This is a genomic window from Pantoea sp. CFCC18179, assembly GCF_059412405.1.
In genome coordinates, this window is sequence record NZ_JBNBPM010000006.1 from 257,477 (window position 1) to 273,750 (window position 16,274).

The window sequence follows — 16,274 nt, forward strand, 5'->3', positions numbered from 1 at the left end:
AATTGGAATTTATTAATGTTGTGATTTCAGGCTAAGGCAACGATATCTGCGGTAAAAATGTAACCTGATGATCTTTCATTCTCTACATTAATAAATTTCATGTTTCCAAATTGGGTCCAACAGGAGGGGAGAGCCAGTTTTTTATAGGTTGCTCATTCAAAAAAACTGATTTGAGGGAACAATTTATCCCCCTGTTCTTGCTGGCGCTTGGCTCTATGATGGTTGCTAACGAAACATTATTGAGGACTTGCATGATGAACATTCTGCGCGCCGATCGTGACCAGGTGTTTGAATATGGTCCCTTTAGCATCCGTCGTCAGCGTCCGGGTGAAGCGTTTGGTCCACTGGCGATTATCGACCAAATGTCATTACAAGTGGATGCCAGCATTCCGCAGCAGACGCGGCAAAATAGTGAAATTTTCAACTACGTTTGGCGAGGATCGCTGCTACATACGCGCGAAAATGGTGAGCAGCAGGCACTCAATGCGCGGCGCGTGATGAGCATCAGCGCGGGTGAAGGGTTACGCTATGCGGAATCTGCGCCTTTTGTCGCCACTGAGATGCTGCAAGCTCACATTCAGCCTACTGAGTTAGGCGGTGAACCGCGGGTCAATAGCTTTACGCGCGATGCAGAGAGTGCGGTCAATAGCTGGATATTACTGGCAGGGCCAGCAGAAAGTGATGCGCCGTTAACGCTGCGCCAGGCGGTGTATGTCTATGATCTTAAACTGCAACGCGGTGCGCAGGTAGCTACGCCGCAGCTCACCGGATTTTCGACCTGGATCAGCGTGTTGGATGGCATTGTGCGTATCGATAATGAGCGGCTGCAACAGGGCGATTCTGTCAGTGATGCGGCGCCGCTACCGGCGATGAGCGGTGAACGCGATGCGCTCTTGGTAGCATTTCTGGTAAAGGACGGGATAAATCGGTCACCATAAATGGCGACCCTACGGCAGCTGTGCGGTTTTGTAGGTGTGATATCATCGCCGGATATCGCACCTAAGGAGGGTAATTCAATGAAAAAGAAAGAGTTCATTACCCAGGATTTGTTAAGCAAAATCTATCAGGAAGACACTACGGCGCCGCGCAAATTACCGCCCGAGCGCCAGTTGGCCGAAGAGTATGGCGTTTCGCGTTTTACCATTAGACAGGCACTGGAAAAGCTGGTGAGCATCGGCGCGGTGAATGTGGTGCAAGGTTCCGGTATCTGGATTAACCCGACGGTACGCAACAATCCGCTGGTGTATAACTCGATCACCGAAAAGCGTTTTGATCAGATGCACTATCGTTCAATTAACTTACGTAAAAGACGCCCGGATGGCGATGAACAACAAATTTTCGCCATCAGCGATGACGCATTTATTTGGCAATTTTCTCGCTTACGTTATGTCGATAATGTAGCGGTGCAGATCGAAACCTCACGCATGCCAGCAACGTTATTTTCCGACTTAAACGGTGACATCATTGAACGTTCGATTCAACAATATGTGTTGACGAAGGGCTATCAAATTTCGCATTTATTAACCAGTTATCGTGCGGTTAACATTAATCGTGAACAAGCCACTCTTCTAGGCTGCAAAAAAGGTAGCCCGGCCATGCATATTATCAATCGTGGTATTTTGCAGGGCGGGCAGGTGTATGAAATCAGCGACATCGTCGATATCAATTATACCTGCACCTATTTAATTCCGCATAATGAAGACAATTTACGCTTTCGCCAGCAGCAACGTTAAATTACGGCGTATGCATCGTGCCGTCAGGTAAGCGGCTTTGCGTCCATTCATGTGGACGATAAACCACTGGATATTGCTCCGCCAATGTTTGATCAAAGCCAACGCCAATACCGGAAGCCTGCGGTGGATAAATATATCCTTTGTTGATTTCTGGCGCGCCGGGAAAAACCGCATCGGTTAGCACTGAACGCGGAATAAATTCCTGAATCGCCGCATTGTGCAAGTGAATATTCAGATGGGTATTCACCGCTACGCCAATGGGTGTCATATCACCTGGGCCATGCCACGCCAATCGCACACCAAATGCCTGGCATAATGCTGCGAGCTTCAATGCTGGCGTAATGCCGCCGATCTGAGAAACGTGGCAGCGAATAAAATCGATGCGGCGATTGACAATTAAATCATGCCATTCGGTCGGATTATTAAATAATTCCCCCAAAGCCAGCGGCACGGCGCTTTGCTGTCGCAGTTGTTCCAGCCAGGCGGTTTGCGCAGGGGGCAACACATCTTCGATAAAATAGGGCATGAACGGTTCCAGCTGTTTGACCAGCTGAATGGCTTGTTGTGGGAAAAGACGTTCATGCACATCATGCAAAATTTCGAATTGATAGCCGTATTTTTCGCGCAAGGCGCGGAACATTTCTACCGTATTCGCCATGTATTGTTGCTGCGAGTAATAAGCCCCCGCGGTGCAATTCTCTGGCGCATGAAGATCTTGCGCAGTGCCACCGTAAAAGCCTAATTGGCAGCGAATATGGCGATAACCTTGGGCTAACTTGTCATCGACGGCGTTATACAGTTCATCCAGTGTCTCGCCACTGGCATGGGTATAAGCGGCAATCGCATCACGCGCTTTTCCTCCCCACAGTTGATATAACGGCATATCCGCTAGCTGCGCTTTAATATCCCACAGCGCCATATCAATGCCAGATATCGCATTATTAGTGACCGGCCCATTACGCCAATAGGCATTAACGTTCATCATCTGCCACAAATCTTCGATGTTGTTGGCATCGCGCCCGAGTAACAGCGGCACCAAATATTCATCCACCATGGTTTTTACCGCGAGTGGACGTTGCTGAAACGTCGCGCAGCCGTGGCCGGTAATACCTTTATTAGTGGCGACGCGTACAGTAATTAAATTATGGCGGTCGGGGCGGGTGATGAAACATTCAATACGTTCAATTAGCGTTGGGGTCACGAAAATACTCCTGTTGTGCATTGTCTGCACTGGGCATTAAAGCATCAGAGGAAAACGATTTTTGCGTATGATTACTGCGTTTTTATTGCGACGCAAATGCTTTTTAAAACAAAATATATTGGTTGGTAAATCAGTGGTTTTTCCATTAAAAACCAGACCAATTGTGTCGTTTACGAGTTATTAGGCCAGTTATAGCGGGGTTTTGTGATCGTCATCATGATTTATTGGTTTGTTTAAGTCGTTATCATTCATTACCATCCAGTGCAGATTGAATCAGGCTCATTTTCTAAGTCCGGAGTAAGTATGGCAACGCAGGACGTTATAAAAAATATCATTCAGTTAGTGGGTGGTAAGAACAATATAAATAAAGTCTGGCACTGTATGACGCGTCTGCGTTTTGATCTTATTGATGACAATAAAGTGCAGCAGAGTGAAATTAAAATGTTGCCTGGCGTGCTTGGCGCGCAAATGCAGAGTGAACAATTTCAAATCATTATTGGACCGAAAGTAAATAGCTGGTACGAGCAAATCGTTCCGGCATTGAATCATGACAGCGTTGCGTCTACGGCGAGTGAAAAATCACGCAAAAGTCTGGTGTCGATGTTTATGGATACCGTGTCAGGCGTATTTGGTCCGATTGTACCGGCAATTGCCGGTGCGGGAATGATTAAAGGCCTGCTGGCTGGATTAGTGGCGTTAAAAGTGGTCTCGGCGCAAAGTGATACGGTGATGGTGATTGATTTAATCGCCAGCGGCGTATTCTATTTCTTGCCGTTCTTTTTGGCGGTTTCCGCCGCGAAAATATTTAAAACCAACGAATATCTCGCCGCCGCCGTCGCAGCCTGCTTGATGTATCCGTCATTAATTGACGCGGCAAAATCGTTGGCTGCGCATCAGGAAGGGGCGGTGAGCGCTTTCTGGTTGATTGGCGTGATTCCTGTTTCGGTATTTAATTATGCCTCCAGCGTTATTCCGGTTATTTTCTCCATTCTGGCATTGAGTTACCTCCATCGCTGGGTGGACCGCATTATGCCGGATGTATTAAAAACGGTGTTTACACCAACCTTAACCTTATTTCTCGCCGCGCTGACTGCGCTGGTGGTGATTGGCCCAATGGGCATTTGGCTAGGCAAGGGATTGGCGCTGTTTATTGAGGGCTTATTTACCATCTCTTCCAGTTTCGCCGGTTTAGTGGTTGGCGCTATACGTCCGGTTGCGGTACTGACCGGCATGCACCATGCCATGACGCCAATAGCGCTGCAAAACTTCAGCGATCGCGGTTATGACATGCTCATGCCGATGATGTTTATGGCGAATATGTCGATTGCGGGCGCGACTTTTGCTATCTGGAAATTAAGTAAAAACCGCCAGGATAAAGTGGTGACGCTTTCTGCTGCTATCTCGGCATTATTGGGTATCACCGAACCGGCATTATTTGGTGTGCTGACGCGCTATAAGAAAGCCTTTATTGCAGCAACCGTTTCCAGCGCACTAGCCTCTGCATTTATTGGCTTCTTTGGTGTGCGTATCTACGGTTATATTCTTTCCAGTATCTTCAGTTTACCGGCCTATATTGGACCGTACTTTATCTGGGCGATTTCCGGCGTATTGATTGCTTTGATCTTGTCATTTAGTTTGACATTGCTGTTGGTCGGCAAGGAATCTGAATAAGCATCCCGTTGGGTCGCCATTAATGGCGACCCAATTGTCATTAACTGACACTTTTCACCAGCCAGTTTTCAAGCTGATTTAACTCATTCATCTGCTCAGGGAATTCCACTTTCAACTGCTGCAATTGCGTTGTGATAGTTTCCGGTCGATACACCGTGCCTTGCAGGCGCATCGCCAGCGTCTCTAACGGTGATGGATTCAGGCTATCGGTGAAAATCTGGCAGCGTGAAATCACGCCACGTTCCACATCAAAGTGAATCTCTACACCGCCCCAAACAAAGCGCTCATTTAACAGATGTGAGAAATCAGGCGCATTGCCAAAATTCCATTCCCAACTACTTTGACGTGCAAACTGTTCTTTAAAACCGGGCAAATCAGGCAGCGCGGCAGGGGAGATATGTTCCGGTTCGCACTGCTCCTGATAATAAGCAAAGTAAGCGGCGATCACTTCACGGCAAATAGTATCGAAACTCACGTTGGGCACTAAATCGGCAATATTGGCTACGCGTGAGCGCACCGAGCTAATGCCTTTTGCCTGAAGTTTCTTGATATCAGGATTGAGGTAATCCGCCAGACGCGACAAATCGGCATTCATCAAGAAAGTGCCGTGATGGAAGCCGCGATCGGGCGTTTCTTTATAAGCAGAACCGGAAATTTTACGCATTTCAACGCCCACGTTGACTACGATATCGTTGCGGCCAGAGGCTTCAGCGCTCAATCCAAGCTGCTCAAGCGCCCGGAGGATAATCGCCGTGGACACGGTTTTGTCATATTCCGGTTTACCGGCCATAAAAGTGAAGCAGCAATTTCCCAGATCATGGAACACCGCGCCACCACCGCTGCTACGACGCGCCAGTTTGATGCCATCTTCCGCCATGCGACGCGTATTGCACTCTTTCCATGGGTTTTGCGCGCGGCCAATCACCACGGTTTCTGCATTTTGCCAAAGAAAAAGCACCCGCTGGGTAGTGGGCATTTGGCGGAAAATACACTCCTCAACAGCGAGGTTAAACCAGGGATCGTGCGAGTCAGAAATGAGCAAACGTAAGGTGGACATTATTCCTCCAGTTCCGTGAGAAAAGGGCAAGCGGAAGTAAGGATACGCGTAACGTGATGGAAAGGTAATATAGGTTTGAGGATGAATATAACAAGGGCGACCCAATCGGGCCGCCCCTTCGCATTGATCGTAGTGGCGCCCCTGCCAGGCACCAGCTAACCAAATTTACAAAATCGATTTCGCGGTTTTAACCACGTTCGCAACCGTAAAGCCGAACTCTTTGAACAGCTGGTCCGCTGGCGCAGACTCACCAAAGGTGGTCATGCCGACGATTGCGCCGTTCAGGCCGGTGTATTTGAACCAGTAATCGGCGATACCGGCTTCAATCGCTACGCGCGCAGCAACTGCTTTCGGCAGCACGGATTCACGATAGGCGGCATCCTGCTTATCAAACGCATCGGTCGATGGCATAGACACCACGCGCACCTTGCGACCTTCTGCCGTCAGTTGCTCGTACGCACCTACCGCCAGTTCCACTTCTGAACCGGTGGCGATCAGGATCAGTTCCGGCGTGCCGTTGCTGTCTTTCAGCACGTAACCGCCGCGCGCCACGTTTGCCAGCTGCTCAGCCGTACGATCCTGCTGCGCCAGGTTCTGACGCGAGAAGATCAGCGCCGATGGGCCGTCAACGCGTTCGATAGCGTATTTCCACGCTACCGCGGATTCAACCTGGTCGCATGGACGCCACAGGCTCATGTTTGGCGTCACGCGCAGGCTGGCCATCTGCTCAACCGGCTGATGCGTCGGGCCATCTTCGCCCAGACCAATCGAATCGTGGGTGTAAACCATTACCTGACGGATTTTCATCAGCGCGGCCATACGCGCCGCGTTACGCGCGTATTCCACGAACATCAGGAAGGTGGCGGTGTACGGCAGGAAGCCGCCGTGCAGCGCGATACCGTTGGCAATCGCGGTCATGCCGAATTCACGCACGCCGTAATGGATGTAGTTACCGGCCGCATCTTCGTTGATCGGCTTAGAGCCTGACCACATGGTGAGGTTGCTTGGCGCCAGGTCAGCGGAGCCGCCGAGGTATTCCGGCAGGATTTTACCGAAGGCTTCAATGGCGTTCTGCGAGGCTTTGCGGCTGGCGATTTTCGCCGGATTGGCCTGCAACTGCTCAATGAATTTCTGCGATTCGGTTGCCCAGTTAGCTGGCAGCGCGTTGTTGACGCGACGCTTGAACTCAGCAGCCAGTTCCGGATGGGCAGCGGCGTAAGCCGCGAATTTCTTATCCCACGCCGACTCTTTCGCCTGGCCGGCTTCTTTGGCATCCCACTGCGCATAGATGTCAGACGGGATTTCAAACGGAGCGTGGTTCCAGCCCAGTTGCTTGCGGGTCAGGGCGATTTCATCCGCGCCCAGCGGTGCGCCGTGCGAATCGTGCGTGCCAGCTTTGTTCGGTGAACCGAAACCAATTACGGTTTTGCACATCAGCAGTGAAGGCTTGTCGGAAACCGCTTTGGCTTCTTCCACGGCTTTCTTAATCGCGTCGGCATCGTGACCGTCCACGCCGCGCACCACGTGCCAGCCGTAAGCTTCGAAGCGTTTTGCGGTGTCATCGGTGAACCAGCCATCCACGTGACCGTCGATAGAGATGCCGTTGTCATCATAGAAGGCAACCAGTTTGCCCAGTTTCAGGGTACCGGCGATGGAGCAGACTTCGTGTGAGATACCTTCCATCATGCAGCCGTCGCCCATGAACACGTAAGTGTTGTGGTCTACAATGTCATGGTCTGGACGGTTGAACTGCGCCGCCAGCGTGCGTTCAGCAATCGCAAAGCCTACCGCGTTAGCGATGCCCTGACCCAGCGGGCCGGTGGTGGTTTCGACGCCCGGCGTGTAACCAAACTCCGGATGACCAGGCGTTTTGGAGTGCATCTGGCGGAAATTTTTTAATTCGCTGAGCGGCAGATCGTAGCCGGTAAGGTGCAACAGGCTATAAATCAGCATTGAGCCGTGACCGTTCGATAACACGAAACGGTCACGGTTGGCCCAGTTAGGATTGCGTGGATTGTGTTGCAAAAAGTCGAGCCACAAGACTTCAGCAATGTCCGCCATGCCCATCGGGGCACCCGGATGACCTGAATTGGCTTGTTGCACGCCATCCATGCTCAAAGCGCGGATGGCGTTGGCTCTTTCCCGGCGTGATGACATAAAAAATTCTCCAGAGGTAAGCAGTCGCGATTATTTAGCGTGTGAGACTTGCTCGTAGTAACCGATCTTTTCCACTTTGGCGGTTGAACCGCCGCCTTCAAACTCGGATGCCAGCCAGGCGTTGACAATATTCTTCGCCAGTTCAGGACCGATGACGCGCGCGCCCATGGTCATGATCTGCGCATTATTACTCTTACGCGCACGTTCAGCGGAGAAGGTGTCGTGGCATTGTGCCGCGCGCACGCCTTCCACTTTGTTGGCAACAATCGCCACGCCGATACCGGTGCCGCACAGCAAAATACCGCGCTCAAATTCGTTTTTCTGGATGGCGGTGGCCAGTGCAAATGCCACATCCGGATACATCGGACGTTCGTTTTGCGCGTCGTTGGTGTAATCGGTCACCACATACTCTTTCTCTTCCAGCAGTTTTTTAATGATGTTTTTCAATTCAATAGCCGCATCATCGGCGCCAATTGCGATGGTTTTCATTGTAGGACTCCTGCAGGGTTTGCATTGACGCCTGCACATTTGTTTCGCAGGCGAGAAGATGTTCATCCACAGCCTGCCATAAAAACAATCATATGTTCAATAGTCGTTCATATGAGCAAAGTCAGGATTGAGGCGGAAACTTAACTCAAATGCCCGCTTCAGGGCTTGTTGCGCCTCACATCACGGTAAAACTCCGATAAATTAGCTGAAATCAAATCTCATGAAGCTGCTCACACTTTCGAGAGTTGCAGTTGAGTGATGAGCATTTATCCGTGTAGTGTTCATTTGTTCGCATGACTATACCAATGTACAAGAAGACCCATCGAGGACTCGAACATGTGTCATTTACGCCGTCCCTCTCAGTACACCTGCAACCAGCGCCTCCTTTGCGTTTGGTCAACACCAATCAATGAAATGAACACTCACGCACGTCGTGGAGGTGCGTTATGAATCAACAAACAATGACGGCGGTGGAAAAATCCACCATCAAAAAAATCTCCTGGCGTTTAGTGCCGTTCGTGGCGCTGATGTTCTTTATCAACTTCCTCGATCGTACGGCGATCTCCTTTGCTGGACCCAATGGCATGACGCAGGATCTCGGTCTGACCGCGCTACAATTCGGTCTGGCGTCCGGCATCTTCTTTATTGGCTACATCCTGTTAGAAGTGCCCAGCAACCTGGCGCTGCACAAGTTCGGCGCGCGTCGCTGGCTGGCGCGCATCATGATCAGTTGGGGGATTGTTTCTCTGCTGTTCACTTGGGTGAGCAGTGTCGAAGGGCTGTATACGCTGCGTCTGTTGCTGGGGATCGCCGAAGCGGGCTTCTTCCCGGGCGCGATTCTCTATCTCAGCATGTGGGTACCGGCGCGCCATCGCAGTAAGATCCTGTCGCTGTTCTATCTGGCACAGCCGCTGACGGTGGTATTTGGTGCGCCGCTGGCCGCATCGCTGATTGAACAACATGGTTTGTTTGGCATGGAAGGCTGGCGCGTGATGTTTATGGGCGTGTCGATTCCTGCGATTCTGATCGGTTTTGCGGCGCTGTTCTGGCTGGTTGATTCGCCGCGTCAAGCCAAATGGCTGACCAGCGAAGAGAAAACCTGGCTGACCAATGAGTTGGAAACCGAACATCAGCAGAAGCAGGGCCATCAGAAACACAGCCTGCGCTCGGTGATGGGTAACGGTCGCGTGTGGATGCTGTGCCTGATCTATTTCGGCTTCATCTACGGCCTGTATGCGCTGGCGTTCTTCCTGCCAACCATTATCGCTGGCTTCCAGCAGCAGTTTGGCACCACCTTTAACGTGATGCAGAAAGGGCTGATCACCGGCGTGCCGTATCTGATTGCTGCTGTGGTGATGTTCTTCTGGTCGAAAGATGCCACCCGTCGCGGTTGCAAAACCTGGCACATCGCCATTCCGGCACTGGCCGGCGGTATTAGCGTTCCGTTGGCGCTGTATATGGATTCGCCGTTCACCACCATCATGGTGATCGCGATTACCGCCAGCTCGATCTTTGCAGCGTTACCCAACTTCTGGACTCTGCCAACGCAATTCCTGACCGGCGCGTCTGCCGCCGCAGCCATTGCCTTGATCAACACCTTAGGAAACGTGGCAGGCTTCTCCGCGGGCTACATCACCGGTGCATTGCATGACGCCACCAACAGCTACGCCTTGCCGATGTTTGTGGTCGGTGGATTCATGCTGTTGTCCGCTTTCCTCATGCTGTTACTTAACCGTAGTCGCTCGTCGTCTCAGCCGACCTCTTTAGCTCAGGAGCAATAAAATGACTTACCTGTTTAACCAACCTTCAGCCTTTGCCGCTGAGCTCATTGAAGGCTTTGTCGCCGCGAACGCCGATAAAGTCCGTCAGGTTCCAGGTGGCGTGGTGCGCAGCACCCGCAGCCAGCCGAATACGGTGGCGGTGATTGTCGGTGGCGGTTCCGGCCACTATCCGGCGTTCGCCGGGTTGGTTGGACAAGGTCTGGCGCACGGCGCGGCGATGGGCAACTTATTCGCTTCGCCGTCTGCCCAGCAGATCTACAACGTGGCGCGGGCGGCGCACAACGGCGCAGGCGTGCTACTGATGTTCGGTAACTACGCGGGTGACGTGCTGCATTTCGGCCAGGCGTGCGAACGTCTGCGGGCGGAAGGCATTGCCTGTGAAGTGCTGGCGGTGACCGACGACATCTCCAGCGCGAGCAAAGAGGAAATTGAAAAACGTCGCGGTGTAGCCGGTGATTTGTGCGTGTTCAAAGCTGCCAGCGCCGCCGCCGAAGCCGGTCACGACTTAGCGCAGGTGCTGCAACTGGCGCAACACGCCAATGCACGCACTCGCACCTTCGGGGTGGCATTCTCCGGTTGCAGCTTGCCGGGCGCATCCCATCCGTTGTTCGAAGTGGAAAAAGGGCGCATGGCGCTGGGTCTGGGGATTCACGGCGAACCTGGCATTAAAGAAACTGATATGCCGACTGCCGATGAACTGGCGGAAATCTTTGTTGAACGCTTACTGAGCGACGTGCCTGCCGACATCACACAAACCGAAGGTAAACGTGTAGCGGTGATCCTCAACGGTTTGGGTTCGGTGAAGTATGAAGAGTTATTTGTCGTCTATCGTCGCGTGGCGCAACTGCTCGACGCGGCAAAATTGCAGGTAGTTGAGCCGGATGTCGGCGAGTTTGTCACCAGCTTCAATATGGCTGGCGCTTCGCTGACGCTGATGTGGTTGGATGACGAGTTGGAAACCTTATGGCGCGCACCAACCAATGCGCCCGCTTATCGCAAGGGCAGCGTGTTGGTGGCTGAACCACTGAGCGCCGCAGAACTGGAAGAGAGCAGCGAAGAAGCCTTGCCCGCCGCAACGCCAGAAGCGCGAGAGAGCGCGAAACGTGTGCTGCATCTGCTGGAAGCCGTGGCCGAAATGTTACAGCGTAACGCAGAAAGATTAGGTGATATTGATGCGGTAGCCGGTGACGGCGACCACGGTATTGGTATGGAGCGTGGCGTTTTAGGTGCGGTGGAAAAAGCGAGTGAAGTGGCGGCGCTGGGTGCTGGCGCGGGCAGTTTGCTGTGCCGCGCTGCGGATGCGTGGGCAGATAAAGCCGGTGGGACTTCGGGCGCATTGTGGGGCGTGGCGCTGACTGCCCTCGGCACCGCCATTGGCGACCGCGAGACGCCGAATGCGCAGCGTGTAGCAACCGGCGTACGCGAAGCCAAAGAAGGCATCATGCACTTCGGTAAAGCGCGCGTTGGCGATAAAACCATGGTCGATGTGCTGGTGCCGTTCAGCGACAGCTTAAGTAGCGCAGTTGCCGAAGGCGCATCATTAACCGATGCCTGGCTGACGGCGGCACAGGTGGCGGATAAAGCCGCGCAGGATACCGCGCAGTTAGTGCCGAAAATGGGGCGTGCGCGTCCGTTGGCAGAAAAAAGCGTCGGCACGCCGGATGCGGGTGCAATTTCTCTCGCTTTAATCGTGAATACCGTCGGCGATCTGCTAAAAGAACACAGTGCCTCTGAACAAGGAGCTTGAAGCATGTCTCAGCCAAAAATCTGGCTCGGCGTCAGTTTAAAAATGTATTTCGGTTATCAGCAAACGTTGCAGTGGTGTCGTGAGGTGGCGACGCTGGCCGAACGTCCAGCAGTGAAAAACGGCGACGTTGGCCTGTTTATTCTGCCCGCGTATCCGGCGATCCCGGCGATTGCCGACATCTTTGCCAATACGCCGGTGCGCTTTGGCGGGCAGGATGTGTGTCAGGCGGAGAAGGGTGCGTGGACCGGGGAAGTCAGCGCCAGCATGTTGCAAGAATTAGGCTGTTCGCTGGCGGAAATTGGTCACGCGGAACGCCGTCGCCATTTCCATGAAGATAAAGCGCAGATTGCCGCCAAAGTGGCGATGTCACTGCGTCACGGGTTAACGCCGGTGCTGTGCATTGGTGAAGAGCAGCAGGCAGAACCGCAGCAGGCGATTGCGCTGTGCGAACAACAGTTAGCGGAAGCGCTGGCCGATGCGGTGGCGCAAGGATTAACCGGCGAGGTGTTCTTCGCCTATGAACCGCAATGGGCAATTGGCGCGCCGCAACCGGCCCCCGACAGCTACATTCGCGAAGTGTGTGCCGGATTGCAGCAACTGGCGACACCTGCGGGCATCACGTTAAAAATCATTTACGGTGGCAGTGCCGGTCCGGGACTGATTCAGCGCCTTGGCGCGGACGTCAATGGCCTGTTCCTTGGTCGATTTGCCCATGATCCACAAGCGTTGGCACAAATTATTGATGAAGCCAGTGAGCTGGCTCAGGAGCTCGGTTCATGAGCCGTATCGGACTCAGCACTTACGCCTTCTTCTGGCGCATGTCGTCGAAAGTAGACAACCCACTGTCGCTGCCACAGATGCTGCAACAGACTGCCGATCTTGATGTGTCGGTATTCCAGATTTGCGATTACCCGGCGATTGAAAGCTGGTCTGACGAACAGTTGCAAGCCTTGCGTCAGCAGGCGGATGCACTCGGCATCACACTGGAACTTGGCACCCGCGGGTTGGGTACGGCGCACCTGCGTCGCTATTTGCATATGGCGAATATTCTGGATGCGCGAGTGGTGCGTTCAATGTTCTACACCGCCGAACATCGCCCGTCGCTGGATGAAGCCGCTGAACTGATTGCAGCAGTGTTGCCTGATTTTGCACGCCAGCAGGTGCGTCTTTGTCTGGAGACATACGAACAGGTCAACAGCGGCGCGATGATGTCGGTGATCAACAAGTTTCTGTCGCCGTGGTTGGGCGTGTGTCTCGACCCTGCCAACTGTGTCGCTGGATTGGAACTGCCTGAACAGGTGATCGCCAACACCGCCGCACGCGTCGGCAATCTGCATATCAAAGACTTTGCCTTTACACGTCGTGATGGCTGGGTCGGCTTTACCTTTGCCGGTTGCCCCATGGGCGAAGGCTTGCTGGATTATGACCGCATGATTGCTGCGGTTCGTCCGGCAGAACGCGAAATTAACCAAATCGTCGAACACTGGTTGCCGTGGCAGGACGATGCCGCGTTGACCTGCGAGCGAGAAGCCGAATGGACTCGTCGCACCGTTGAATTCTTACGTAGTAAACAAGATCAGGAGTAATAACATGAGCGTGCAACTGAAAACTATCACCGTGATTGGCGCGGGCGGCAAAATGGGTATGCGCATTTCTGCCAACTTCCAGAAAAGCGATTACCAGGTATTTTACTGTGAGAATTCGCCGAAGGCGCAAGAGCAGGTAAGCGCACAAGGTCGTGAGCTTTCTGACGCGGCATCAGTGGTGCCATTGAGTGATGTGGTGATTTTAGCGGTACCGGATATCGTGTTGGGCAAAGTATCGGAAGGCGTGGTGCCGCAGATGAAGCCAGGCGCGATTTTGCTGACGCTGGATCCGGCGGCGGCCTATGCGAATCTGATTGCCCATCGTGATGGCATCGAATACGCGGTGGCACATCCATGCCATCCATCAGTATTCCTCGAGCGTTACACCAAAGAAGAACACGCTGATGCGTTCGGTGGTATCGCGGCAGTGCAGCACGTGGCAGCTTCCTATGAAACCGGTTCTGATGCGCAAAAAGCCGAGCTGAGCAAAGTAATCAGCGTGATGTACGGCCCGGTGGAAGAAGTGCATTGGGTGACCGTAACACAACTGGCTTATCTCGAACCTACGCTGGTAGAAACCGTGGCCTGCATGGTCGGTGCATTTATGAAAGAAGCGCTGGATGAAACAGTCAAACACAGCGGCGTACCGGAAGAAGCAGCGAAAGCGATGTTGTACGGCCATATTCAGATAGCTTTGGCTGTAGCGTTCCGCGCCACCAACCCGTTCTCGGATGCTTGCATGATCGCTATGGAATACGGGCGCGAGAAGATCGTTAAGCCTGACTGGAAACAGATTTTCGATCAGAAAGAGCTGGATATCGTGATTGCCCGCATGCTGAAAATCGACGCAATCAAGCGCTAAGCGTGATGCACCTTGCGACTCGCCTCGCTGCCGTCTGGCGAAGCGAGTCGTATCAATGATATAACTCCTTCCCTAAGCGTTTTGGTCACCATAAATGGCGACCCTACAACGATACGGTACGATTTTGTACGGTTTGCACGATCTTAAACAAGACAGGTTACGGATGGAAAAAAACACGCTTTCTCAGGACTCCGAGCTGCTGACGGAAATTGCTGTCGCCTATTATCAGGACGAAATCACCCAGGAGGAGATTGCGCGTAAGTTTGGTATTTCCCGAATCAAAGTTGGCCGCTTGCTCAAGCGTGCGCGCGAAGAGGGCATCGTTGAGATCAACGTGCGTTATCATCCAGTATTCAGCACCCGCCTCGAACAACAGCTACAAAACCGTTTTCCACAACTGCAACGGGCGCTGATTGCACTGGATCAGCCGGATGCAGAAGAGCAGCGTCGTCAGGTAGCGGCATTAGTGTCGTCTCATTTGGCACAGTCGCTTAAAGACGACGCGATTGTCGCGGTTGGGCAAGGACGCAATGTCGCCGCTGTCGCCGATTATCCTGGTCAGGTGCCCACGCGCAATTGCCTGTTTATCAGCGGCATTGGCGGTACGCATCGTCCCGGCGATGCCATCAACGCCGATCACATCAGTCGTCGTTTGGCGAAGAAGTTTGGTGGTATCAGTGAAACGCTGTATGCACCGGCCTATGTTGAGAACCGTGCGCTGCGTGATGCCTTCATGCAAAACGGCACCATCAAAGAAACGCTGGATCGTGCGCGCAAAGCCGATGTGGCGTTGGTGGGAATTGGCGACATGAACGAAAACAGCTATATGGTCAAACTCGGCTGGTTCACGCCGCATGAAATCATTGATGCCAGCGTCAATCAGGGCGTGACCGGCGATGTCGCGGGCTATGACTTCTTCAATTCGCAGGGCCAGCACGTTGACACGGTGATGAACGATCGGGTGATTGGTTTGAGTATCGAAGAATTACGCAAAATCCCGTGCGTGATTGCTATCGCCTCGGAAAACACCAAAGCGATGGCGATTCTCGGCGCGCTACGCACCGGTGCCATCGATATCATTGCCACCACCGCGCAAAACATCCGCACTATTTTGAGTTTGTCGCAGTAAAAACGGCACTTTCACCTTAGGGTCGCCATTTTTGGCGACCGATCAACGAATACTAAACCCCATCAGAATCCAGCAGCGATAATGCATCCAGAAATGCCACGGCAAAACTGCCGGTGCCTTGTGCGCCGGACGCGCGTTGGCTGGCTTCGGCATAAAACGCGTGCGCGGCGGCAACGGCGGTTAATGGATCTGTGGGCGACGAGAGCGCTGCGGCAATCAATGCGCCCAAACTGCATCCCGCGCCGGTGACTTGCGTGAGACGGGCATCGCCACCCGTGACAGATACCGTGCGTGTGCCATCGGTGATGTAATCCACCGGACCGCTTACCGCCATAATGCAACCCTGGCGACGGGCGAATTCTTCGATATACGGCAAGGCATCTTGTGAGGTTAAGGTGGTTTCCACGCCTTTACCGCCACCTTGGCCGCCGGTGAGCGCAATCAATTCTGACGCATTGCCGCGAATGGCGGTGGGCTTAAACGCCAGCAATCCCAGCACCACCTGATCGTATTCGCTGGCTCCGGCACCGAGCGCCACTGGATCCAGTACCCAAGGCACACCCGCTGCATGAGCTGCTTGCGCGGTTTGGCTTACCTGATGCGGCGAATCGCTCATCAAACAGGCGGAATTGATCCATACCGCATTGGCATTGGCACCAAACACCGTTGGCCAATCCATCGCACCGCCAATCGCTGGTGCTGCGCCGACCGCTAATAACACATTGGCGGAGAGGTTAGTGGCAATGTAATTGGTCATGCCGTAGCAAAACGGCTTGGCGAGTTTGATGTGGCGGCGTACGTCACGGACGGCACTATCTTGCCAGGTGAGCTGCTGCATGCAAATTCCTTGGATGAATGGGT

At 53.1% G+C, this 16,274-nt stretch carries 14 protein-coding genes; 9 read left to right on the plus strand and 5 right to left on the minus strand.

Features of this window, described 5'->3' with window-relative positions; genetic code table 11:
• Positions 1-251 precede the first annotated feature (251 nt).
• A complete protein-coding gene (locus ACPUC7_RS14125) occupies positions 252-938 on the plus strand; it encodes a pirin family protein (RefSeq protein WP_494923387.1) in 687 nt (228 codons plus the stop codon).
• A gap of 78 nt (positions 939-1,016) precedes the next feature.
• Positions 1,017-1,733 (plus strand): GntR family transcriptional regulator, encoded by a 717-nt coding sequence (locus ACPUC7_RS14130; RefSeq protein WP_494923388.1) that lies wholly within the window; start codon positions 1,017-1,019, stop codon positions 1,731-1,733.
• Position 1,734: 1 nt separating this feature from the next.
• Here the strand turns inward: ACPUC7_RS14130 and ACPUC7_RS14135 are convergent, their stop codons facing one another.
• Positions 1,735-2,934: an enolase C-terminal domain-like protein gene (locus ACPUC7_RS14135; protein ID WP_494923389.1), complete on the minus strand. Its 1,200-nt coding sequence runs from the start codon at positions 2,932-2,934 to the stop codon at positions 1,735-1,737.
• A 303-nt stretch (positions 2,935-3,237) separates the two neighbouring features.
• Here ACPUC7_RS14135 and ACPUC7_RS14140 point away from each other — a divergent pair, with 303 nt between their 5' ends.
• The gene (locus ACPUC7_RS14140) at positions 3,238-4,605 is read left to right on the plus strand and encodes a PTS transporter subunit EIIC (protein WP_494923390.1); all 1,368 of its coding nucleotides are present in this window, start codon (positions 3,238-3,240) and stop codon (positions 4,603-4,605) included.
• A 40-nt stretch (positions 4,606-4,645) separates the two neighbouring features.
• Here the strand turns inward: ACPUC7_RS14140 and lplA are convergent, their stop codons facing one another.
• From lplA to ACPUC7_RS14155, 3 genes are all read right to left on the minus strand, one after another.
• Positions 4,646-5,662: a lipoate--protein ligase gene (lplA, locus tag ACPUC7_RS14145; protein ID WP_494923391.1), complete on the minus strand. Its 1,017-nt coding sequence runs from the start codon at positions 5,660-5,662 to the stop codon at positions 4,646-4,648.
• A gap of 165 nt (positions 5,663-5,827) precedes the next feature.
• A complete protein-coding gene (gene tkt / locus ACPUC7_RS14150) occupies positions 5,828-7,819 on the minus strand; it encodes a transketolase (protein WP_494923392.1) in 1,992 nt (663 codons plus the stop codon).
• 30 nt (positions 7,820-7,849) lie between these two features.
• Positions 7,850-8,308 (minus strand): RpiB/LacA/LacB family sugar-phosphate isomerase, encoded by a 459-nt coding sequence (locus tag ACPUC7_RS14155; RefSeq protein WP_494923393.1) that lies wholly within the window; start codon positions 8,306-8,308, stop codon positions 7,850-7,852.
• Between the two features lie 446 nt (positions 8,309-8,754).
• Between ACPUC7_RS14155 and ACPUC7_RS14160 the strand changes: the two genes are divergently transcribed.
• From ACPUC7_RS14160 to ACPUC7_RS14185, 6 genes are all read left to right on the plus strand, one after another.
• Positions 8,755-10,089: an MFS transporter gene (locus ACPUC7_RS14160; RefSeq protein ID WP_494923394.1), complete on the plus strand. Its 1,335-nt coding sequence runs from the start codon at positions 8,755-8,757 to the stop codon at positions 10,087-10,089.
• Position 10,090: 1 nt separating this feature from the next.
• Positions 10,091-11,836: a dihydroxyacetone kinase family protein gene (locus ACPUC7_RS14165; RefSeq protein WP_494923395.1), complete on the plus strand. Its 1,746-nt coding sequence runs from the start codon at positions 10,091-10,093 to the stop codon at positions 11,834-11,836.
• A gap of 3 nt (positions 11,837-11,839) precedes the next feature.
• The gene (locus ACPUC7_RS14170) at positions 11,840-12,616 is read left to right on the plus strand and encodes a triose-phosphate isomerase family protein (RefSeq protein WP_494923396.1); all 777 of its coding nucleotides are present in this window, start codon (positions 11,840-11,842) and stop codon (positions 12,614-12,616) included.
• Entirely contained in the window at positions 12,613-13,422 is an 810-nt protein-coding gene (locus ACPUC7_RS14175; RefSeq protein ID WP_494923397.1) for a sugar phosphate isomerase/epimerase family protein, read from the plus strand. The genes ACPUC7_RS14170 and ACPUC7_RS14175 overlap by 4 nt, the downstream gene beginning before the upstream one ends.
• Positions 13,423-13,426: 4 nt before the next feature.
• Positions 13,427-14,284, plus strand: coding sequence for a phosphogluconate dehydrogenase C-terminal domain-containing protein (locus tag ACPUC7_RS14180; RefSeq protein WP_343554205.1), 858 nt, complete (start codon positions 13,427-13,429; stop codon positions 14,282-14,284).
• Between the two features lie 163 nt (positions 14,285-14,447).
• Positions 14,448-15,413: a sugar-binding transcriptional regulator gene (locus ACPUC7_RS14185; protein WP_343554206.1), complete on the plus strand. Its 966-nt coding sequence runs from the start codon at positions 14,448-14,450 to the stop codon at positions 15,411-15,413.
• A 52-nt stretch (positions 15,414-15,465) separates the two neighbouring features.
• Here the strand turns inward: ACPUC7_RS14185 and thiM are convergent, their stop codons facing one another.
• Positions 15,466-16,251, minus strand: coding sequence for a hydroxyethylthiazole kinase (thiM, locus tag ACPUC7_RS14190; protein ID WP_494923398.1), 786 nt, complete (start codon positions 16,249-16,251; stop codon positions 15,466-15,468).
• Positions 16,252-16,274 lie beyond the last annotated feature (23 nt).